Raw genomic sequence first — 21,760 nt, forward strand, 5'->3', positions numbered from 1 at the left:
TTATCTTTGTGGGAATTAAAACAAAAATCCTTGGTAAAAACCAATAAACTTAATGTTTTCAACGACCCAATTTACGGTTTTATTGGAACTCCCAACGAACTAATTTTTAGTCTGATCTCGCATCCTTACTTTCAAAGGCTGAGGCGGATATCGCAAATGGGACTGTCTTATTTGGTCTACCCGGGTGCGCATCACACGCGATTTCATCATGCGTTGGGCAGCATGCATTTAATGACGAAGGCCATTCAGGTCTTAAAGTTAAAAAATGTAGAAATCACCCCAGAGGAAGAGAAAGGTTTATTGTGTGCCATTTTATTGCATGATATAGGTCACGGTCCATTTTCACATGCGTTGGAAGGCTTTGTGGCCAAAGAAATCAGCCATGAGCGGATCTCCCTGAAATTTATGATGGAATTGAACAAAGAGTTCAAAGGGCAGCTAGATACGGCCATCGCCATTTTCAAAGGTGATTATTCCAAACCCTTTTTAAACCAACTGGTCTCCAGTCAGTTGGATATGGACCGTTTGGATTACTTAAAAAGAGACAGTTTTTACTCTGGGGTCACCGAGGGAAACATCAACTCGGAAAGGTTGATTTCCATGCTAAACGTAGTTGATGGCAATTTGGTGGTAGAGGAAAAGGCCATTTATGCTGTAGAAAAGTTTTTGATGGCCCGCAGGTTTATGTACTGGCAGGTGTATCTTCACAAAACGGGCTTGGTGGCCGAGCAACTTTTGGTCAGGATCATGCAGAGGGCCCGACTGCTGCTCTTACAAGGCGAAAAACTTACTGCTAGTGAACCTTTTTTGTTCTTCTTGAAAAACAATGGAACCATTACTTTTGATAAAGAGGTTTTGAAAACATTTGCCAAGTTAGATGATATTGACATTCTTAGTGCTCTCAAAAATTGGCAGTTCCATACTGATTTTGTGCTGTCCAAGCTATGTGAAATGTTATTGAACAGGCGACTTTTGCACATTAAAGTTAAAAAGCGGCCCATTGCCCCGGAAAAATTGAACGAAAAGTTGGAATGGATCATCAAAAAGCATGATCTTTCCGTTGAGGAAGCTTCCAATTTTGTATTCCAAGGAGAAATATCCAATAAGGCATATAGCAAGGACGAGGCCATTCAAATATTGAAAAAGAACGGGAAAATTTCAGATGTACTCAAGGAATCCGACCAACTTAGCCTAAAGGCACTGGCCGAAACCGTGACCAAATATTACAGCTGTTATCCAAAGAAAGCCGTTTAACAAATTTTGTTACTTTTGCACCAATGAAATTTACAGCTACCCAAATTGCCGGAATCCTAGAAGGGGAAGTTGAGGGAAATCCTCAAATCGCTGTCCATAAATTGTCCAAGATCGAAGAGGGGGAAAAAGGCTCGTTGACCTTTTTGGCCAATCCAAAATACACTTCTTACATATATTCCACCAAAGCCTCGATAACTATTGTAAACAAGGATTTTGTGCCGGAGCAATCCGTTTCCACAACGCTCATAAAAGTGGAGGATGCCTATAAATCCTTTTCCAAACTATTGGAGTATTACAATCAGGTAAAAAACAATAAGGTAGGGGTGGAGAATCCCTGCTACATATCCGAAACAGCCAAATATGGTGAAGGTTTTTACCTTGGCGCATTCGCTTATTTGGGCGATAATGTAAAAATTGGGGACAACGTTAAAATATACCCGAACGCTTACATCGGCGATAATGTGACTATTGGCAACAATGTTATTGTTTTTGCAGGGGCAAAAGTATATTCGGAGACCATTATCGGGAACAATTGTGTAATCCATGGTGGTGCGATCATTGGTGCGGACGGATTTGGTTTTACCCCAAATTCCAATGGAGAATACAGTAAAGTGCCCCAAACGGGCAATGTGATCATTGAAGATAATGTGGACATTGGCGCCGGGACTACCATAGACCGCGCTACATTAGGATCTACAATTTTGAGAAAGGGCGTAAAACTGGACAACCAAATCCAGATTGCGCACAATGTGGAAATTGGCGAGCATACGGCCATTGCGGCCCAGACAGGAATTGCAGGTTCCACTAAAATCGGCAAGAACTGCCTGATCGGCGGACAAGTAGGGATCGTAGGGCACATCACCATAGGTGATAGGGTCCGAATCCAGGCCCAATCCGGTATCGGAAGAAACGTAAAAGATGATGAAGCGCTTCAAGGTTCACCCGCGTTGAACTATGGCGACTTCAATAAATCATATGTACACTTTAAGAATTTGCCCAAACTGGCAAGTCAAATCTCTAACATAGAAAAAAGAGTAGAAGGTGAGCAAACCAAGCAATAAACAACGCACCATTGGCAAAAAAGTAACGCTACAAGGTGTAGGGTTACATACGGGCGAAAACGTGACCATGAGCTTTTTGCCCGCGGACGAGAACCACGGTTTTGCGTTCCAAAGAATCGATTTGGAAGGAGAACCCATAATCGAGGCCGATGCCAATTACGTGGTAAACACGCAACGGGGCACCAATCTGGAAAAGAACGGTGTCAAAATTCATACCTCCGAACACGTGCTTGCTGCGCTTGTAGGTCTGGATATCGACAACGTACTGATTGAACTCGATGCTCCAGAGCCTCCGATTATGGATGGTTCCTCCAAGTTTTTTGTGAAGGCATTGGAAGAAGCCGGTATCGTTGAACAACAAGAGGAAAGAGAGGAATACATAGTCAAAGATGTGGTTTCTTATAAAGATGAGGCCACAGGCAGCGAAATTACTGTTATTCCCGCCGATGAGTACCAAGTGACCACCATGGTGGATTTTGGAACCAAGGTTTTGGGGACACAAAATGCGACATTGGAAAAAATGTCCGATTTTAAAACGGAAATAGCCGATTCCCGTACATTCAGTTTTCTTCATGAACTTGAAATGTTGTTGGAAAACGGCCTAATAAAAGGTGGTGACCTTAATAATGCCATTGTTTATGTAGACAAGGAGATTTCGGAGTCTACCATGAAGAAGTTGGAGAAAGCCTTCGGAAAGGAAAAGCTCTCCGTAAAGCCCAATGGTATCTTGGACAATTTAACCTTGCATCATCCCAATGAAGCTGCACGACACAAGCTGTTGGATGTGATAGGGGATTTGGCGTTGGCAGGAACACGTATCCGAGGCAAGGTAATTGCCAATAAACCAGGACATTTTGTGAACACGCAATTTGCCAAAAAACTGTCCAAAATCATCAAAATAGAAAAAAGGAACAAAGTTCCCAGCTATGATTTGAACCAAGAGCCTCTAATGGACGTGAACGAAATCATGGCGAGGTTGCCGCACCGCCCACCATTTTTATTGGTGGATAAAATTTTGGAACTCTCCGACTCGCACGTTGTAGGTGTCAAAAATGTAACCATGAACGAGCCTTTCTTCGTAGGTCATTTCCCCGGTGCGCCGGTTATGCCGGGAGTACTGCAGGTGGAAGCCATGGCCCAAACGGGCGGGATTCTTGTGTTGAGTACAGTTCCAGACCCTGAAAATTACTTGACTTTCTTCATGAAGATTGATAAGGTAAAATTTAAGCAACAAGTGGTTCCCGGCGATACACTCATATTTAAATGCGATTTGATTTCACCGATCCGTAGAGGGATCTGTCACATGCAAGCATACGCCTATGCCAATGGAAAATTGGTCTCCGAAGCTGAGCTTATGGCACAGATTGTAAAAACAAAAAATACAGATTCTTAGATGAACCAACCCTTAGCATACGTACACCCTGGAGCCAAAATTGCCAAAAATGTGGTGATCGAGCCCTTCACTACCATACATAACAATGTTACGATCGGTGAAGGAACTTGGATTGGTAGCAACGTAACTATAATGGAAGGCGCCCGAATCGGAAAAAACTGCAGCATTTTTCCTGGGGCCGTAATTTCCGCAATGCCCCAAGATTTAAAATATCAAGGCGAAGAGACCACGGTTGTAATTGGTGACAATACGACCATTAGAGAGTGCGCCACGATCAACAAAGGTACTTCTGACCGTATGAAAACCGTAATCGGAAATAATTGTTTGATTATGGCCTATTGCCATGTTGCACACGATTGTTTTGTTGGCGATGGCTGCATCTTCAGTAACAATTCCACTTTAGCGGGCCATGTGACCATAGGTCAAAATGTGGTTTTGGCGGGAATGGTAGCTGTGCACCAGTTCGTGTCCATCGGAAACCACGCCTTTGTAACTGGCGGTTCCTTGGTTCGTAAAGATGTACCTCCCTACGTAAAAGCGGCGAGGGAACCCCTTTCTTATGTGGGAATCAATTCCATTGGATTGCGTAGGAGAGGCTTTGAGTCCGACAAGATTCGCGAGATTCAAAATATTTACCGATTACTCTATCAACAAAATTATAACAATTCCCAAGCGGCATCCATTATTGAAGCCGAGATGGAGGCAACTCCGGAGCGAGATGAGATTCTTCAATTTATAAGGGATTCGCAACGTGGAATCATGAAAGGTTATTTCAGTTCAAATTAAATTTATGGCAAGTACTTCTGATATAAGAAAGGGATTGTGCATCAGGTACAATCACGACATCTACAAGATTGTAGAGTTTCTTCACGTAAAACCCGGTAAAGGACCTGCATTTGTCCGTACCAAATTAAAAAGCGTTACCACAGGCAAGGTCATTGACAATACTTTTTCTGCGGGACATAAGATCGAAGACGTACGTGTGGAAACGCGTAGTTATCAATTTTTGTACAATGAAGGGGAAACGTACCACTTCATGAACACCGATGATTACACCCAAATTGCCTTGCAGAGGGATGCATTGGACGCCTACGATCTTTTGAAAGAAAGCGAAGTGGTGACCATTATTTTCAATGCCGAGGACAATATGCCGCTATCCGTAGAAATGCCTGCCAGTGTTGTTTTGGAAGTGACACATACAGAACCGGGCGTAAAAGGCAACACGGCCACGAACGCGACAAAACCTGCGACGGTTGAGACCGGTGCTAGTATCAACGTCCCACTGTTCATCAACGAAGGTGACAAGATTAAAATTGATACAGAGAAAGGCGCTTATTTGGAACGTGCTAAAGAGTAGCGTTAATGAAATTTCCTAAAACCTATACACTTAAGGAAATATCGGAGATCATTGATGCCGATTTCGTGGGGGATGAAAATTTTCCAGTTTTGGGCATGAATGAAATCCATGTGGTGGAAGAAGGCGACATTGTATTTGTGGACCATCCCAAATATTATGATAAGGCGCTACAATCCAAAGCTACCGTAGTGCTCATCAACAAAGAGGTCGAGTGTCCCGAGGGCAAAGCTTTGCTTGTTTCCGATGATCCTTTTCGGGATTTCAATAAACTGACAAAACATTTCAAACCTTTTGAAAGTGCGGCATCATCTATTGCTGATTCAGCTCAGATAGGGGAGGGAACAGTGATTCAACCCAACGTATTCATCGGCAATTATGTGAAAATCGGTAAAAACTGCGTGATTCATCCCAATGTGACCATTTATGACGGATGTATCCTTGGTGATAATGTGACCATCCACGCAGGAACCGTTTTGGGAGCAGATGCATTCTACTATAAAAACAGGCCCGAAGGCTTTGATAAATTGCTTTCTGGTGGAAACGTTGTAGTTGAAAACAATGTGGACATCGGTGCTGGATGCACCATTGACCGAGGCGTGACAGGTTCAACAACGATCAAAGAAGGGGCCAAATTGGACAATCAAATCCAAGTTGGTCATGATACCGTCATCGGTAAAAAATGTTTGATCGCATCCCACGTAGGGATTGCCGGTTGCTGCATCATTGAAGACGAGGTGACCCTTTGGGGACAAGTCGGAATCACAAGTGGGGCAACCATTGGCAAAAAAGCAGTGATTTTGGCACAATCAGGTATTTCCAAATCCCTTGAAGGAGGCAAAACCTATTTTGGCTACCCAGCTGAAGAAGCTAGGGAAAAACTGAAACAGATTGCATCCATCAAAAGGATTCCAGAAATCTTGCAAAAACTGAAAAAGATTTAGGAAATCAATAGAAAAAAACTTTAGTAAACCATATTTTTGTATTTCTACATTAAGTTAAATATATGAGCGTCTTAGTAAACAAGGATTCAAACATAATTGTACAAGGATTTACCGGTAGTGAAGGAACATTTCACGCCGAACAAATGATTGAATACGGAACCAACGTGGTTGGTGGCGTGACCCCCGGAAAAGGAGGTCAAGAACATTTGGGAAAACCAGTTTTCAATACAGTTGCAGAAGCTGTTAAAGAAGTTGGTGCCGACACCACGATTATTTTTGTTCCGCCCGCATTTGCTGCGGATGCCATTATGGAAGCTGCCGATGCAGGAATCAAGGTGATCATTACCATCACCGAAGGTATTCCGGTTGCGGATATGGTAAAAGCCAACGATTACATCAAGAATATGGACTGCACATTGATCGGTCCTAACTGCCCCGGTGTAATTACCCCAGGTGAAGCCAAAGTTGGTATTATGCCAGGATTTGTCTTCAAAAAAGGAAAAGTGGGCATCGTTTCCAAGTCGGGAACTTTGACTTACGAAGCTGCTGACCAAGTCGTTCGTCAAGGATTGGGCATCACAACGGCCATCGGTATTGGGGGTGATCCTATTATCGGAACCACTACAAAACAAGCCGTTGAGCTATTGATCAACGACCCAGAAACCGAATGCGTGGTAATGATCGGTGAAATCGGCGGTCAGTTGGAAGCCGAAGCCGCTAGATGGTACAAAGAAAGTGGAAGCAAAAAACCAGTTGTAGGTTTTATTGCTGGTGAAACTGCTCCTGCCGGACGTACGATGGGGCACGCAGGTGCCATTGTAGGTGGTAGCGACGATACAGCGCAAGCCAAGAAAAAGATTATGCGCGATTGCGGTATCCACGTGGTGGATTCACCCGCTGAGATTGGCGTAAAAGTGAAGGAAGTGGTTGGGTAACCGACCGTTAAAACCATACCAAATCCCGTTTTATGCGGGATTTTTTTTCGTCTAAACATAAAACAACAACTATATTTGACCTGTTGTCTATTTTGAATACAAAACTCGCGCTAGGTGTCAGTTCGAGTGATTTTGAGGAACGAAAAATCGTATCGAGAACTTTTTTTCTCGATATAAATTTCACTTCTAGAGTCGTGAAATCCACTCGAAATGACGAATTTTAGCAAAATGAACAACAACTATGTTTGGCTAACAACCATTCAAACACAATCATTGTATGAAATGAGCCATAACAATTTTCGACACTAATAAGAAGTGTTAATTGGCGAATTGCATCTGACAGTTAAAAACAAATAAATATCCACAGATGAAACTTTTGGAAGGGAAAAACGTAATCATAACAGGAGCCAGTAGGGGAATTGGCAAAGGAATTGCCGAAGTATTTGCAAAACACGGTGCCAATGTGGCATTTACCTACAGTTCCAGCGAAGCACCTGCCTTGGAATTGGAAAAGGAATTGACCGAAATGGGCGTAAAGGCCAAAGCCTATAAAAGTAATGCCGCAAGTTTTGAAGAATCAGAAGCCCTTGTGGCCAAGGTTTTGGAAGATTTTGACGGCAAAATCGATGTGCTGATCAATAACGCAGGTATCACCAAGGACAACCTATTGATGCGAATGGGAGAAGATGATTTTGACAAAGTCATCGAAATCAACCTAAAATCCGTTTTCAATATGACCAAAGCAGTGCAACGTACGATGTTGAAGCAGCGCAAAGGCTCCATTATCAATATGAGCAGTGTGGTTGGTGTAAAAGGCAACGCCGGACAGACGAACTACGCAGCTTCCAAAGCAGGGATGATTGGTTTTACCAAGTCCGTGGCCTTGGAATTGGGATCTAGGAACATCCGTTGCAACGCCATTGCCCCAGGTTTCATTGAAACCGAAATGACCGAAAAACTGGACGAAAAAACGGTTCAAGGTTGGAGAGAAGGTATTCCATTGAAACGCGGCGGAAGCCCCGAAGACGTGGCCAATGCCTGCGTATTTTTGGCATCGGACCTATCCGACTACGTCACAGGACAGGTATTGAATGTTGATGGTGGAATGTTAACCTAAATGAATGGAATTGAGCACGGTACTTCTTATTTTGTTAGCAGTTGCTGCCGCGCTTACCCTTGTCTATTTTCAATACTTCTATAAAAACCCTAAAAAGGGTTCACTTAAAATTATATTGGCCGCATTAAGGTTTGTTACCTTGTTTTGCGGCCTTTTGCTTTTGATAAACCCAAAGTTTATCAGCAAGGATTATTTTGTTGAAAAAGCAAACTTGATTTTGCTTGTGGACAATTCCACCTCGATGAAAGATGCTTCTTCCGAAACCGAGATTGCCCAAGCCATTGCACAAATCCGTCAGAATGATGCCATAAGTGAGCGTTTTACCATTCATCAATATGGGTTTGGAAACACCATTACTGCTACCGATACCATTCGATTTGATCAAGGAAATACCGATATTTCCAATGCACTTTCTACGTTGAATGATGTTTTTGTAAACGGAAACAATGCGATTGTCCTGTTTTCAGATGGGAATCAAACCCTGGGCAGGGATTTTGAGTATGTCACACTAAATGAAAATACTACGGTAAACCCAGTTGTGGTTGGCGATACCACACAATATGAAGATGTTTCCATTGGACTCATCAACGTCAACAAATTTGCCTTTTTACGGAACAGTTTTCCCATTGAGACCTCCATTCGGTATCAAGGTTCAAGACCTATCTCAAGCACGGTTACGATTTCCATCAACGGTAGCAGGGTGCATCAAGAAAAAATAAATCTAGATGGCACAAAGAACAGTCAAACCCTAAATACCTTGGTCGAGGCGCAAAGCGTGGGCATCAAAACCATCAAAATTGAGGTCGGCAAGCTGGAAAATGAACGAAATACAGCGAATAACGTCAAAGAAACGGCCATTGAAGTTATTGATGAAAAAACCAATGTGGCCATTGTCTCGGATATGCTGCATCCCGATATTGGGGCCTTAAAAAAGTCCATCGAATCGAACGAACAGCGCTCCGTTACCCTGCTAAAACCCAATATCAGTCAGTCAGAACTCCAAGAATCCGACCTTACAATACTGTATCAACCCAATCGAAATTTTCGGAGTGTTTATGAGTTTCTGGAAAATTCTGGTGCCAATTACTTCACCATCACAGGAAGCAAAACGGATTGGAACTACTTAAATAGGGCACAAGAGAGTTTTAAAGTTTCTGGAAGCAGACAACCAGAAGATATACTGCCTGTTTTAAACAACGCCTTTGGTTTATTCGGTCTTGGAGAATTTTCTGTGGATGGATTTCCGCCTTTGCAAGGAACACTGGGCGACATCCAACTGAATAAGGATAGTGAAATACTGATGTTCCAGCAGTTGCAGGGCATCAATTTGGACAAACCTTTGTTTGCCATTCTCACAGAGGCCAATCAAAAAGAGGCGGTGCTTTTTGGAGAAGATATATGGCGCTGGCGGGCACAGGTGTACCGAAACGACCAAAGTTTTCAAAAGTTTGATGATTTCATTGGAAATTTAATGGTGTATTTGGGCTCCGATAGACAGCGGAACCGATTGGAACTTGATTACGAGTTGGTTTTTGACAATGCCAGTATGGCCAAGATAAGAGCTTCTTATTTTGATGAAAGTTACCAGTTTGACCCGAATGCCAGTATTTCCATAAAAATAGAAGGCAAGGATACTGATTTTTCCAGAGTGTCCCCCGTACTTTTAAAAGGTTCGTTTTATGAAGTGGACCTAAGCGATTTGCAGGCTGGGGAATATAATTTTACCGTAACCGTTCAAGATGAAAACCTGAAAAGGTCTGGGACATTCCGGATTTTGGACTTCAATCCAGAAAAACAGTTGATTTCCGCCAATTACAAAAAAATGCAGCGATTGGCGCAGAAAAATGGAGGTCAAATCTACTACTTGGACGGTATTGAAACCCTTCAAAATGACTTGGCTACGGGCGAAGAATTTCTTCCTGTTCAAAAGAGCAGGGATAATATTGTATCTTTAATAGATTTCCGTATTTTGCTCGGACTCATCATTCTTTCGCTTGCAGCGGAATGGTTCATCAGAAAATATAATGGATTAATTTAAATCAAAATACAAATGGATAAATTACCAAAAATTGCTTTGCCTGCTTTAGCAGGAATTATTTTTCTCATCATTTTTGCATCAAGGTCAACCGTGACCATTGGCTCCGGTGAAGCTGGAGTTTTGTATAAATATTTTGGTGGTGGTGTGGTTACGGACGAACCGCCATTGGGAGAAGGTTTTCATTTGGTGGCGCCTTGGAACAAGGTCTACATTTATGAAGTTCGCCAACAGGAACGCTTGGAAAAAATGAACGTACTCTCATCCAACGGATTGGACATTAAATTGGAAGCGTCCGTTTGGTTTCAACCCGAATATAATGAGCTTGGAAAATTGCATCAGGAGAAAAGCGAACAGTATATCGAGCGTGTGCTGCTTCCGGCCATCCGCTCAGCCGCGCGTAGTGTAGTGGGCAGGTATACCCCGGAGCAATTGTACTCAAGCAAACGAGATGCCATCCAACAAGAAATTTTTGAGGAAACGGAAAAAATTGTGGCAGACCAATACATTCAATTAAATGAGGTGCTGGTACGAGATGTTACGTTGCCGCCCACAATTAAGGATGCCATTGAGCGTAAATTAAAGCAAGAGCAACAGTCGTTGGAGTACGAATTTAGATTGGTGACCGCTGAAAAAGAAGCAGAAAAAGTCCGTATTGAAGCCCAAGGTAAGGCAGATGCGAACCGAATTTTGAGTGCATCTTTAACGGATAAAATATTGCAGGACAAAGGTATAGATGCAACCTTGAAACTATCGGAATCACCAAATGCCAAAATTGTGGTCGTAGGGTCTGGTGAAAGTGGGTTGCCATTAATTTTGGGAAATAACTAAATTTCCCTTTTTTGATATAAAAATATATCCTACTTTTGAAGCATAATGAGAAACAAAAACACACATCATCATTTTTATACTTGCCCTCAAGCGAGATAGAAATGTATTGTTGTTTTTAAAAATATATTCTAACCCGTTTGAGAAATCAAACGGGTTTATTTTTTGTACCCCTTTGGTTTTTCAGACAAAACGATTGAAAAATGACAAAAATTAGAATTGCTGTTCAAAAAAGTGGCCGATTAAATGAGGATTCGCTCGCCATTTTAAAAGATTGCGGTATTTCCATCGACAATGGAAAAGACCAATTAAAAGCGACTTCCCGTAATTTTCCTTTAGAGGTGTTTTACCTCCGGAATGGTGACATCCCTCAATATTTGCGGGATGGGGTAGTGGACATTGCCATAATCGGAGAAAATGTTTTGATTGAAAAAGGAAAGGACATCTCTATTGCAGAACGTTTGAATTTCTCCAAATGCCGTGTATCCTTGGCCGTTCCGAAAAACGAGACCTACAATTCCATCAAGGACTTTGAAGGTAAAAAGATTGCCACTTCCTATCCGAATACCGTCAAGGAATATTTGGCATCCAAAGGAGTGACGGCCGATTTGCACATTATCAATGGTTCTGTGGAAATTGCCCCCAACATTGGCTTAGCTTACGGAATCTGTGATATTGTCTCCAGTGGCAGTACGCTTTTCAAAAATAATTTGAAGGAAGTGGAAGTGATGTTGAAAAGCGAGGCGGTTCTTGCCGTATCGCCAACCATTTCAGAGGAACGTAAAGAGCTGTTGAAGAAAATCCAGTTCAGGATCAAATCCGTGCTTCAAGCGCGTCAGAACAAATATGTGTTGATGAACGCTCCGAACGATAAATTGGACAAAATTATTTCTATTTTACCAGGGATGCGTAGCCCTACGGTCTTGCCCTTGGCGGAAGAGGGCTGGAGCTCGGTGCACACCGTAATCAACCGGGAAACGTTTTGGGAAGTGATCGATGAGCTGAAACAAGCAGGTGCAGAAGGAATTTTGGTGTGTCCTATCGAAAAAATGGTATTGTAAACAATGACAGATAAGGTTTTAATGAATAATTGTCCCCTTGAGGGGACCTTAGGGGTGTAAAATGAAGAAAATAGTCAAACCAAATAAAAGTGATTGGGACGAAATTTTAAAGCGTCCCACGCAGACCGTTTCCGATATTGAAGCGGTGGTCAACAGCATTTTCAAAGAGGTGAAAGCTGATGGTGATACGGTCATCAAAAAATATACGGCCCAGTTTGATAAAGTTGCTTTGGATTCCCTTTCAGTGACCGAAACTGAAATAGAAACAGCAAATGGAAACGTTTCAGATGCTTTGAAACAAGCCATTAATTTGGCTAAATCCAATATTGAAAAATTCCATTCAGCCCAAAAAACAACCAAAGTTGCAATCGAAACAATGCCCGGGGTGGATTGTTGGCAGGAAAAACGCCCTATTCAAAAAGTAGGGTTGTATATTCCGGGAGGAACAGCCCCTTTGTTCTCGACCATTTTAATGTTGGCCATTCCAGCCAAATTGGCGGGATGCAAGGAAATAGTTCTTTGCACTCCACCATATACCAATGGTGAAATCAATCCAGCGATTTTATACACGGCCCAATTGTGTGGTGTAACGCAAATTTTTAAAGTTGGAGGCATTCAGGCCATTGCAGGAATGACCTTTGGCACGGAAAGCATTCCAAAAGTCTATAAAATATTTGGTCCGGGGAACCAGTATGTGACCGTGGCAAAGCAATTGGCAACCAAATATGGGGTGGCAATCGATATGCCAGCTGGTCCCAGTGAATTATTGGTGGTCGCAGATGATTCTGCTAATCCCGCCTTTGTAGCCTCTGATTTATTGAGTCAAGCCGAGCACGGGGTCGATAGTCAAGTGATTTTGGTGTCGACATCAGAAAAACTGATTGGTGCAGTTGAGGAAGAAATCGAAAATCAAATAAAGGAATTGCCAAGAGCAGAAATCGCTCGCAAATCGATTGGCAACAGTAAATTGATTTTGGTAAAAAACGACGAAGAGGCTTTGGGTCTCATCAACGAATATGGTCCCGAGCACTACATTGTTTGCGTAGAAAACGAGAGTTACTATTTGGAAAATACGATGAACGCAGGTTCTGTTTTTATTGGAAATTACACCCCCGAAAGTGCCGGAGATTATGCTTCTGGCACCAATCACACTTTGCCTACCAACGGTTACGCCAAACAATACAGCGGTGTAAATCTGGATAGTTTTATGAAGAGTATGACCTTTCAAAAAATATCGGAAAAAGGCATACAAGGTATCGGAAGTGCCATAGAATTGATGGCCGAAGCGGAAGGATTGCAAGCGCATAAAAATGCGGTGACCCTTAGATTAAAAAGTTTAAAATAATGGAAGGGTTTGATTTAAATAAATTGGTCAGAGAATCGGTTCGTAAGCTACAACCATATTCTTCCGCACGTGATGAATATGTTTCCGATGGTTCTGAGATGCTATTCTTGGATGCCAACGAAAACCCTTTTGACAATGGCGTAAATCGTTACCCAGACCCTTATCAGCGAAGCCTTAAATCACTCTTGGCCGAGCAAAAAGGTTTGTCGGAAAGGCAAATTCTGCTTGGAAACGGTAGCGACGAAGTCTTGGATTTGATTTTTAGGGCGTTCTGTGAGCCCAATCAGGATAATATCATCAGTCTGCCCCCCACGTACGGGATGTATAAAGTACTTGCGGGAATAAATGCCGTAGAGAACAGAGAAGTGTTGCTGACAACTGATTTCGAACCCAATGTAGATGAAATCCAGAATGTGGTTGATGCCAATTCCAAGTTACTTTTCATTTGTTCGCCCAATAATCCAACCGGTAATGCTTTCAAAAAAGAAGGGATTCAGAAACTATTGGAATCCTTCAGTGGATTGGTGGTCATCGACGAGGCTTACATCGATTTTTCAAAAGATGAAAGTTGGTTATCTGCACTTAAAACCTATCCGAATCTGATTGTGACCCAGACCTTGTCAAAAGCCTACGGGCTGGCGGGCATCCGACTGGGGATATGCTATGCATCGGAAGAGATTATTGGTGTGTTGAACAAAATCAAACCGCCTTACAACGTCAACCAATTGACGCAGCAACAGGCCTTGCAACGTGTTTTGAACCAAGATTTGGTCAAGCAAGAGGTTCAGCAGATATTGGATGAAAGGGAAGAATTGATTAAAGCATTGAACGGTTTGGAATTTGTAAAGGAATTATATCCAACCGACGCCAATTTTGTATTGGCCAAAGTGGATGATGCCAACAAACGTTACCAACAATTGTTGGAAAAACAGGTTGTGGTACGCAACCGAAGTACCCAACCGCTCTGCGAAAACACACTGCGCTTTACGGTAGGCACACCAGAAGAGAACAAAAAACTGATTGCTATTTTAAAAGAATTGAACTGATGGGCAGAAAAGTACTATTCATTGATCGTGATGGAACCATTATCAAGGAAACTGTTGATGAGCAGATAGATGCCTTCGAAAAAATGATTTTTTATCCCAAAGCGTTTACCTATTTGGGTAAAATTGCCAAGGAACTGGATTACGAATTGGTAATGATCACCAATCAAGATGGGCTGGGTACCGATATTTTCCCTGAACACACCTTTTGGCCGGTGCACAATTTTATCGTCAAAGCCTTTGAAAATGAAGGGGTCGTATTTGATAATGTATTTATTGACAGAACTTTCCCAAAGGACAATGCGGACACCCGTAAACCTGGAACGGGAATGTTGACCTCCTATTTTTCCGAGGAGTACGATTTGGAGAATTCATTTGTCATCGGTGATCGTTTGACCGATGTGGAGTTGGCCAAAAACTTGGGCGCCAAAGGAATTTTTATTAATGATGAAACCCATTTGGGCACTGGAGAAATCACGGTGAAGCGCGAAGAACTGGATAACTACATCGCTTTGGAAACCAATGATTGGGAAAAAATATACGAGTTTTTAAAATTGGAAAACCGGGTGGCGGAAATATCCCGAAAAACCAATGAAACTGACATATACATCAAAATCAACTTGGATGGAACTGGAAAAAGTGACATCAATACCGGTTTGGCATTTTTTGACCATATGTTGGACCAATTGGCGCGTCACGGACAAATGGATTTGGAAATAAAAGTGGATGGTGATTTGGAAGTGGACGAACATCACACTATTGAAGACACCGCCATAGCGCTGGGCGAATTGTTTTCCAAAGCCTTGGGCAACAAACTGGGCATTGAACGCTATGGTTTTGCCTTGCCAATGGATGACTGCCTTGCCCAAGTAGCCATTGATTTTGGTGGACGCAATTGGCTGGTTTGGGACACTGAATTCAAGCGGGAAAAAGTGGGGGATATGCCCACCGAAATGTTTATGCACTTTTTCAAATCGTTCACCGATGGAGCCAAGGCCAATTTGAACATTAAAGCAGAAGGCACCAACGAACACCATAAAATCGAGGCTATTTTCAAAGCTTTTGCCAAGTCCATAAAAATGGCGGTAAAGCGCGATGCGGAGAAAATGGTTTTACCTTCAACTAAAGGAATGCTGTAGATGAAAATTGTTATAATTGATTACGGTGCCGGAAATATCCAAAGCATTATGTTTGCCATAAAGCGGCTAGGTTACGAAGCGGTTTTAAGCCACGATGCGGATGAAATCCGAAATGCCGATAAAGTCATTTTTCCAGGAGTGGGAGAGGCCAGTTCAGCTATGGCAAAATTAAAGGCAACTGGATTGGACAAGGTGATTCCAACGCTGAAACAGCCGGTTTTGGGCATCTGTTTGGGTATGCAGTTGATGTGCCATTCATCCGAAGAAGGAAATACCGAAGGTTTGGGCATCTTTGATTTGGATGTGGTCAAATTCTCCAACAAAGTGAAGGTGCCACAAATTGGCTGGAACCAAATTTCAGACTTAAAAAGCAAATTGTTCACCGATATTCCCGAGAAATCCTATATCTATTTGGTGCATAGCTTTTATGCCCCGATTGGTTCGGAAACCATTGCCGCTTCTGAATATGATGTGGAATATAGTGCTGCTTTGCAGAAAGCTAATTTTTACGGTGTACAGTTCCACCCCGAAAAAAGTAGCGATGTAGGCAGTCAAATCCTTCAAAATTTTCTAAATATTGCAGTATGAGAATCATTCCAGCCATAGACATTATTGACGGAAAATGTGTGCGACTTTCCAAGGGCGATTATAGCACCAAAAAAATATACAACGAAAATCCGTTGGAGGTCGCGAAAGAGTTCGAGGCGCACGGTATTCAACATTTACATTTGGTGGATTTGGACGGCGCAAAGTCCAAGCATATTGTCAACTACAAAGTCTTGGAGACCATTGCCTTAAAAACCAATTTACAAATTGACTTTGGGGGTGGACTAAAATCCGGAGATGATTTACATATTGCATTTCAGAGCGGTGCGCACCAAATTACCGGTGGAAGCATTGCGGTGAAGGACAGGGAAACCTTTTTGAGCTGGTTATCGACCTATGGCGCCAGAAAAATCATTCTGGGAGCCGATGCCAAAGATGAAAAAGTAGCGGTATCCGGCTGGCAGGAAGAATCTGATTTGGAGCTAATTCCCTTTGTTCAAGAATACCAATCCGAAGGAATTGAATATGTTATCTGTACCGATATCAGCAAGGATGGCATGCTACAAGGTCCTGCCTTCCAGTTGTACAAAAAAATGCTGTCAAAAACCAAAAAAGGCTTACATTTAATTGCCAGTGGTGGAATCTCCACCTTTGACGAACTCCCCAAACTTGCAGAGATTGGCTGTGAAGGCACAATCATTGGCAAAGCCATTTATGAAGGCAAGATCAGTTTAAAGCAATTGGAACATTATATTCTTGAAAATGGATAAGGAAAAAGAACTCCAGGAAGAATTGGTTTGGAACGCGGGCTACCGTATGAACGAGAGCCTTCGTATGATCAAAATTTGTTTGGATCAGTTGTCGGAAGAGCAGGTATGGGAAAAGCCCAATGAATCCAGCAACAGCATTGCCAACCTCATTCTGCATTTATGTGGAAACATTACCCAATATGGGATTGCTTCCATTCAAAATTTAGAAGATGAACGGATAAGGGACGAAGAATTCTCAACGGATTCAGGTTATACCAAAACGGAACTCATTAAAAAATTGGAGGACACTATCTCCGATGCCAAAAGGGCGTTCTACGATGCTCCGCTCACTGAATTATTGCGTAAACGAAACGTACAAGGATTTAATTTTTCCGGTGTGGGCAACATTATCCATGTCACGGAGCACCTATCCTATCACACGGGTCAAATAGCACTTTGGACCAAAATTTTGCAGAACCGGGATTTGGGCTTTTATGGAGGTGTCAACCTGAATGCCAAGAACGAAAGCTAGCGCTGTAAATAAAGCCTATGAACTGGATATTATTGATAATTGCCGGCTTTTTTGAAGTTGCCTTTGCAGCATGTTTAGGAAAGGCGAAAGAAACAACGGGCACGGAAATGATGTATTGGTACATAGGGTTTGTGGTCTGCTTAGCCATAAGTATGATTTTGCTGGTTAAAGCCACACAGGAATTGCCAATAGGTACCGCATATGCTGTATGGACCGGAATCGGTGCCGTGGGGACCGTACTGTTTGGTATCTTTGTTTTTAAAGAGCCCGCAACATTTTGGAGACTATTTTTTATAACCACCTTGATTGCTTCAATTATTGGTTTAAAAGTAGTATCGCATTAGTGCAATCAAAGAAAAATAAATGCTTACAAAAAGAATCATACCCTGTCTCGATATCAAAAACGGTAGAACCGTAAAAGGAATCAACTTTGTGGACCTTCGCGATGCAGGTGACCCTGTGGAACTGGCGTCCATTTATGCCAAAGAAGGTGCCGATGAATTGGTTTTTTTGGACATTTCAGCGACCGAAGAAAAACGTAAGACTTTGGCGGAATTGGTCTATCACGTAGCGGAGACCATCAACATACCCTTTACCGTGGGCGGCGGGATTTCTTCCGTGGAAGATGTGGATATTCTCTTAAAAAATGGAGCTGACAAGGTTTCTATCAACTCATCTGCGGTTAAAAGACCGGAATTGATCAATGAACTGGTCGCCAAGTTCGGTTCTCAATGTATCGTTGTTGCCATTGATGCCAAGCAAATAGACGGACAATGGAAAGTCCATTTGGTGGGAGGGAAGGTTCCCACGGAAATTGACCTTTTTGATTGGGCGAAAGAAGTGGAAGAACGTGGTGCAGGGGAGATTTTGTTCACTTCGATGGACCACGATGGTACCAAAAGAGGCTTTGCCAACCAAGCTTTGGCAGCGTTGTCAGACCTAGTGAACATTCCAGTGATTGCATCAGGTGGTGCGGGAAACATATCACATTTTACGGATACTTTTAAAGATGGCAAAGCGGATGCTGCCTTGGCTGCAAGCGTTTTTCATTTTAAGGAAATCGAAATCAATACACTCAAAAAAGAATTAAGGGAAGAAGGAATTCCTGTAAGGATATAATAATGCAAATAGACTTCAATAAAAATTCAGACGGACTTGTACCAGCCATCATTCAGGATGCAAACACCAAAAATGTGTTGATGCTGGGCTATATGAACCAAGAGGCGTTTGAAAAAACCAAGGAAACCCAAAAAGTCACATTTTTCAGCCGTTCCAAACAGCGTTTATGGACCAAAGGCGAAGAAAGCGGGAACTTTTTGAACCTTGTGGATATGAAAGTGGATTGTGATAAGGATACGCTTTTGGTTAGAGTGAATCCCGTTGGGCCTACCTGCCACACAGGAACAGACACCTGCTGGGCCGAAGAAAATGTTCAAGGGTATGGTTTCTTGTCAAAACTTGAAAACATCATCGAATCCAGAAAAAAGGACCAAGAGAATCCGGATAGCTATGTGGCCTCCTTGTTCCGAAAAGGCATCAACAAGATTGCCCAAAAAGTTGGGGAAGAGGCTGTGGAAACCGTGATAGAGGCCAAAGACGACAACGAGGAACTTTTCTTGAATGAAAGCGCCGACCTGCTATTTCACTATTTGATTCTGTTGCAAGCCAAAGGCTATTCCCTGGACGATATTGCCCAAGTACTGGAAAAGCGTCATTAAACAAATCCGTTAAGTTTTTTCTAAACGTTTAGTCGTTACAGCGAAATACCGTAAATTTATGTAATGGCTATGAACACAAGAAAAGGGTTTCGTTTTACCAATTACGAAGCGCCGGACCAAACTCCGTTCGAAAAACTTTTTGAGATTTTTCAAGAACTCGTTACCCACACTTCGGGTGATGTGGAGGAGGCTCTGGATTGGCTCCGTGAATTGGACAAGGAATACGAACTTACCGACGACGATTACACCATCGATGATTTTATAGAAGACCTTAAGGCCAAGGGATACATCCGTGAGGAATTTGATATGGATAATCCACAGGGCGGCGAAGGCGAACAAGGGGATGAAACCGGCAAAGGCGGAAGCCTGTCCGTTACCGCCAAGTTGGAGCGCATGCTCCGACAACGCGCCTTGGACCAAATCTTTGGAAAAATCAAGCGAAGTGGTTCCGGAAACCACAAAACAGGAAAATCCGGGAAAGGCGATGAGCATACAGGCGAGTTCCGGGAATACCGTTTTGGGGATTCGTTGGAGCGTATCAGTATGACGGAAAGTCTCAAGAACGCCCAAGTAAACCACGGATTGGATAATTTTTCCTTGAGTGAAGAAGATTTGGTCGTGGAGGACACGATGCACAAAGCCCAGATGAGTACCGTGCTGATGATTGACATCAGCCATAGTATGATTTTGTACGGCGAGGACAGAATCACACCCGCAAAAAAAGTGGCAATGGCCCTTGCTGAACTGATCACGACCCGTTATCCAAAGGATACATTGGATATTTTGGTGTTCGGAAATGATGCTTGGCCCATTCCCATCAAGGATTTGCCTTATTTAAGAGTAGGGCCGTACCACACCAATACCGTGGCGGGATTGCAACTTGCGATGGATATGCTCCGTAGAAAACGGAACACCAATAAGCAGATTTTTATGATTACCGACGGAAAACCATCGTGTTTGCGACTTCCGAACGGAGATTATTACAAAAACAGCGTAGGGTTGGACGAATATATCGTTGAAAAATGCTATGCCATGGCCCAACAGGCCCGGAAACTTCATATCCCCATAACCACTTTTATGATTGCAGAAGACCCTTATTTGATGCAGTTTGTGCGTGAATTTACCAAAGCGAACAAGGGGAAAGCCTTTTATACAGGACTAAAGGGTTTGGGCGAAATGATTTTTGAAGATTACGAACAAAATAGAAAAAGAAGAATTAAAGGATAACACAACATATGAATTTGGATTATACCAATATTACAACGCTAGGTGAATTAAAGTCAGCGGGATATACGAGCAGAAGCATCAAGGACGAACTTCGGGAAAACCTTTTGGAGAAAATATCCAAAGGTGAACAAGTGTTCGAAGGTGTTTGGGGCTATGAAAACTCCGTAATTCCAGAATTGGAGAGAGCGATTCTATCCCGTCACAATATTAATTTATTGGGCTTGCGCGGGCAGGCAAAGACCCGTTTGGCCCGTTTGATGGTGCAACTGTTGGACGAATGGATGCCCATTGTGGAGGGCTCTGAAATCCACGATGACCCATTGGCGCCCATTTCTAGATATGCCACGGAGCTCATCAAAGAAAAAGGTGATGATACTCCCATCAGTTGGGTGCATAGGAATGAACGTTTCTACGAAAAATTGGCCACACCCGATGTTACCGTAGCGGATTTGATTGGGGATGTAGACCCGATAAAGGCGGCCAATCTAAAATTGTCCTACGCGGATGATCGTGTGATTCATTTTGGGATGATACCGAGGGCCAACCGTTGTATTTTTGTGATTAACGAACTTCCCGATCTTCAAGCAAGGATTCAAGTAGCATTATTTAACATACTACAAGAAGGGGATATACAGATTCGAGGATTCAAACTGCGCTTGCATTTGGACATTCAGTTTGTGTTCACTGCCAATCCTGAGGATTACACCAACAGGGGAAGCATTGTCACTCCTTTGAAGGATAGAATTGGTTCTCAAATTTTGACCCATTATCCAGAGAGTATCGAGATTGCGAAGAAAATAACAAAGCAGGAGGCGAAGCTGGATAAACGTCAGTCCGATTTTGTGCATGTGCCCGAAATTGCGATGGATTTATTGGAGCAAATCAGTTTCGAGGCCAGAAAGAGTGAATATGTGGATGCCAAAAGTGGGGTAAGTGCCCGTATGAGCATCACGGCCTTTGAAAATCTTTTAAGTACAGCCGAGCGCAGGGCCATTGTTGCCGGTGATAAAAAAACCACGGTTCGTCTGAGTGATTTTATGGGCGTTGTGCCCTCCATCACTGGAAAAATAGAACTTGTTTACGAAGGAGAGCAGGAGGGAGCAGGCTCCGTAGCCGAGAATTTGATTGAAGATGCTACGAAAACCCTATTCCCGAGCTATTTTCCTAAAATTGAAAAGCTTCAGCGAAAAGAGGAAGAAAATGAATATGACGAACTGGTAACTTGGTTTTTTGAAGGTGAAGGTTTTGATTTATTGGATGACGAAAAAGAAGCCGATTACAAATCCAAATTGGATTCCATTGGCCCGCTGAACAACCTAATGAAAGAATATCAGCCTGAAGTTTCAAAAGAAGATGCCTATTTCCTAAAGGAATTGGTACTTTGGGGATTGGTGGCCCATAAAAAACTGAGCAAACACCGCTTTCAGCAAGGGTATCAGTTTAAAGACCTCTACGGAAGTTACATCCGAGGGCTCTAAA

The 21,760-nt window shown here is 42.7% G+C and carries 22 protein-coding genes; all 22 read left to right on the top strand.

Features of this window, described 5'->3' with window-relative positions:
• Positions 1-30: 30 nt before the first annotated feature.
• The 22 genes from GVT53_RS07335 (at position 31) to GVT53_RS07440 (ending at position 21,759) form a co-directional block, all read left to right on the top strand.
• Complete coding sequence (locus GVT53_RS07335) at positions 31-1,254, top strand: HD domain-containing protein (RefSeq protein ID WP_166248032.1); 1,224 nt, start codon at positions 31-33, stop codon at positions 1,252-1,254.
• 23 nt (positions 1,255-1,277) lie between these two features.
• On the top strand, positions 1,278-2,315 hold the full coding sequence (gene lpxD, locus GVT53_RS07340; RefSeq protein WP_166248033.1) for a UDP-3-O-(3-hydroxymyristoyl)glucosamine N-acyltransferase: 1,038 nt from the start codon (positions 1,278-1,280) through the stop codon (positions 2,313-2,315).
• On the top strand, positions 2,296-3,708 hold the full coding sequence (locus tag GVT53_RS07345) for a bifunctional UDP-3-O-[3-hydroxymyristoyl] N-acetylglucosamine deacetylase/3-hydroxyacyl-ACP dehydratase (protein ID WP_166248034.1): 1,413 nt from the start codon (positions 2,296-2,298) through the stop codon (positions 3,706-3,708). Before lpxD (GVT53_RS07340) ends, GVT53_RS07345 begins: the two co-directional genes overlap by 20 nt.
• Positions 3,709-4,494, top strand: a complete 786-nt coding sequence (gene lpxA, locus GVT53_RS07350; protein ID WP_108246092.1) for an acyl-ACP--UDP-N-acetylglucosamine O-acyltransferase — start codon at positions 3,709-3,711, stop codon at positions 4,492-4,494.
• Positions 4,495-4,498: 4 nt separating this feature from the next.
• On the top strand, positions 4,499-5,065 hold the full coding sequence (efp, locus tag GVT53_RS07355) for an elongation factor P (RefSeq protein WP_166248035.1): 567 nt from the start codon (positions 4,499-4,501) through the stop codon (positions 5,063-5,065).
• A 5-nt stretch (positions 5,066-5,070) separates the two neighbouring features.
• Complete coding sequence (gene lpxD / locus GVT53_RS07360) at positions 5,071-6,006, top strand: UDP-3-O-(3-hydroxymyristoyl)glucosamine N-acyltransferase (protein ID WP_166248036.1); 936 nt, start codon at positions 5,071-5,073, stop codon at positions 6,004-6,006.
• A 62-nt stretch (positions 6,007-6,068) separates the two neighbouring features.
• A complete protein-coding gene (sucD, locus tag GVT53_RS07365; protein WP_166248037.1) occupies positions 6,069-6,941 on the top strand; it encodes a succinate--CoA ligase subunit alpha in 873 nt (290 codons plus the stop codon).
• 367 nt (positions 6,942-7,308) lie between these two features.
• Complete coding sequence (gene fabG / locus GVT53_RS07370; protein WP_127136633.1) at positions 7,309-8,058, top strand: 3-oxoacyl-[acyl-carrier-protein] reductase; 750 nt, start codon at positions 7,309-7,311, stop codon at positions 8,056-8,058.
• Positions 8,059-8,062: 4 nt separating this feature from the next.
• Positions 8,063-10,096: a VWA domain-containing protein gene (locus GVT53_RS07375; RefSeq protein WP_166248038.1), complete on the top strand. Its 2,034-nt coding sequence runs from the start codon at positions 8,063-8,065 to the stop codon at positions 10,094-10,096.
• A 12-nt stretch (positions 10,097-10,108) separates the two neighbouring features.
• The gene (locus tag GVT53_RS07380; protein WP_166248039.1) at positions 10,109-10,924 is read left to right on the top strand and encodes a prohibitin family protein; all 816 of its coding nucleotides are present in this window, start codon (positions 10,109-10,111) and stop codon (positions 10,922-10,924) included.
• A gap of 200 nt (positions 10,925-11,124) precedes the next feature.
• Positions 11,125-11,982 (top strand): ATP phosphoribosyltransferase, encoded by an 858-nt coding sequence (gene hisG / locus GVT53_RS07385; RefSeq protein WP_166248040.1) that lies wholly within the window; start codon positions 11,125-11,127, stop codon positions 11,980-11,982.
• 61 nt (positions 11,983-12,043) lie between these two features.
• Positions 12,044-13,327, top strand: coding sequence for a histidinol dehydrogenase (gene hisD / locus GVT53_RS07390; RefSeq protein WP_166248041.1), 1,284 nt, complete (start codon positions 12,044-12,046; stop codon positions 13,325-13,327).
• Positions 13,327-14,373 (top strand): histidinol-phosphate transaminase, encoded by a 1,047-nt coding sequence (hisC, locus tag GVT53_RS07395; RefSeq protein ID WP_166248042.1) that lies wholly within the window; start codon positions 13,327-13,329, stop codon positions 14,371-14,373. Before hisD ends, hisC begins: the two co-directional genes overlap by 1 nt.
• The gene (gene hisB / locus GVT53_RS07400; RefSeq protein WP_166248043.1) at positions 14,373-15,509 is read left to right on the top strand and encodes a bifunctional histidinol-phosphatase/imidazoleglycerol-phosphate dehydratase HisB; all 1,137 of its coding nucleotides are present in this window, start codon (positions 14,373-14,375) and stop codon (positions 15,507-15,509) included. Before hisC ends, hisB begins: the two co-directional genes overlap by 1 nt.
• Entirely contained in the window at positions 15,510-16,097 is a 588-nt protein-coding gene (hisH, locus tag GVT53_RS07405) for an imidazole glycerol phosphate synthase subunit HisH (RefSeq protein ID WP_166248044.1), read from the top strand. It abuts the gene before it with no gap.
• Positions 16,094-16,825 carry a 1-(5-phosphoribosyl)-5-[(5-phosphoribosylamino)methylideneamino]imidazole-4-carboxamide isomerase gene (gene hisA / locus GVT53_RS07410; protein WP_166248045.1) on the top strand — a complete coding sequence of 244 codons (732 nt, stop codon included), beginning with the start codon at positions 16,094-16,096 and terminating at the stop codon, positions 16,823-16,825. The genes hisH and hisA overlap by 4 nt, the downstream gene beginning before the upstream one ends.
• Positions 16,818-17,336: a DinB family protein gene (locus tag GVT53_RS07415; RefSeq protein ID WP_166248046.1), complete on the top strand. Its 519-nt coding sequence runs from the start codon at positions 16,818-16,820 to the stop codon at positions 17,334-17,336. Before hisA ends, GVT53_RS07415 begins: the two co-directional genes overlap by 8 nt.
• A gap of 17 nt (positions 17,337-17,353) precedes the next feature.
• Positions 17,354-17,680, top strand: a complete 327-nt coding sequence (locus tag GVT53_RS07420; RefSeq protein WP_166248047.1) for a DMT family transporter — start codon at positions 17,354-17,356, stop codon at positions 17,678-17,680.
• Positions 17,681-17,699: 19 nt separating this feature from the next.
• Complete coding sequence (gene hisF, locus GVT53_RS07425) at positions 17,700-18,455, top strand: imidazole glycerol phosphate synthase subunit HisF (RefSeq protein ID WP_166248048.1); 756 nt, start codon at positions 17,700-17,702, stop codon at positions 18,453-18,455.
• A 2-nt stretch (positions 18,456-18,457) separates the two neighbouring features.
• Complete coding sequence (hisIE, locus tag GVT53_RS07430) at positions 18,458-19,054, top strand: bifunctional phosphoribosyl-AMP cyclohydrolase/phosphoribosyl-ATP diphosphatase HisIE (RefSeq protein WP_166248049.1); 597 nt, start codon at positions 18,458-18,460, stop codon at positions 19,052-19,054.
• Between the two features lie 63 nt (positions 19,055-19,117).
• Positions 19,118-20,281: a vWA domain-containing protein gene (locus GVT53_RS07435; RefSeq protein ID WP_166248050.1), complete on the top strand. Its 1,164-nt coding sequence runs from the start codon at positions 19,118-19,120 to the stop codon at positions 20,279-20,281.
• A gap of 8 nt (positions 20,282-20,289) precedes the next feature.
• The gene (locus GVT53_RS07440; protein ID WP_166248051.1) at positions 20,290-21,759 is read left to right on the top strand and encodes a magnesium chelatase; all 1,470 of its coding nucleotides are present in this window, start codon (positions 20,290-20,292) and stop codon (positions 21,757-21,759) included.
• Position 21,760: the final 1 nt, after the last annotated feature.

Origin of the sequence: Flagellimonas oceani (assembly GCF_011068285.1) — a bacterium.
In the GTDB taxonomy this organism is placed as follows: domain Bacteria; phylum Bacteroidota; class Bacteroidia; order Flavobacteriales; family Flavobacteriaceae; genus Flagellimonas; species Flagellimonas oceani.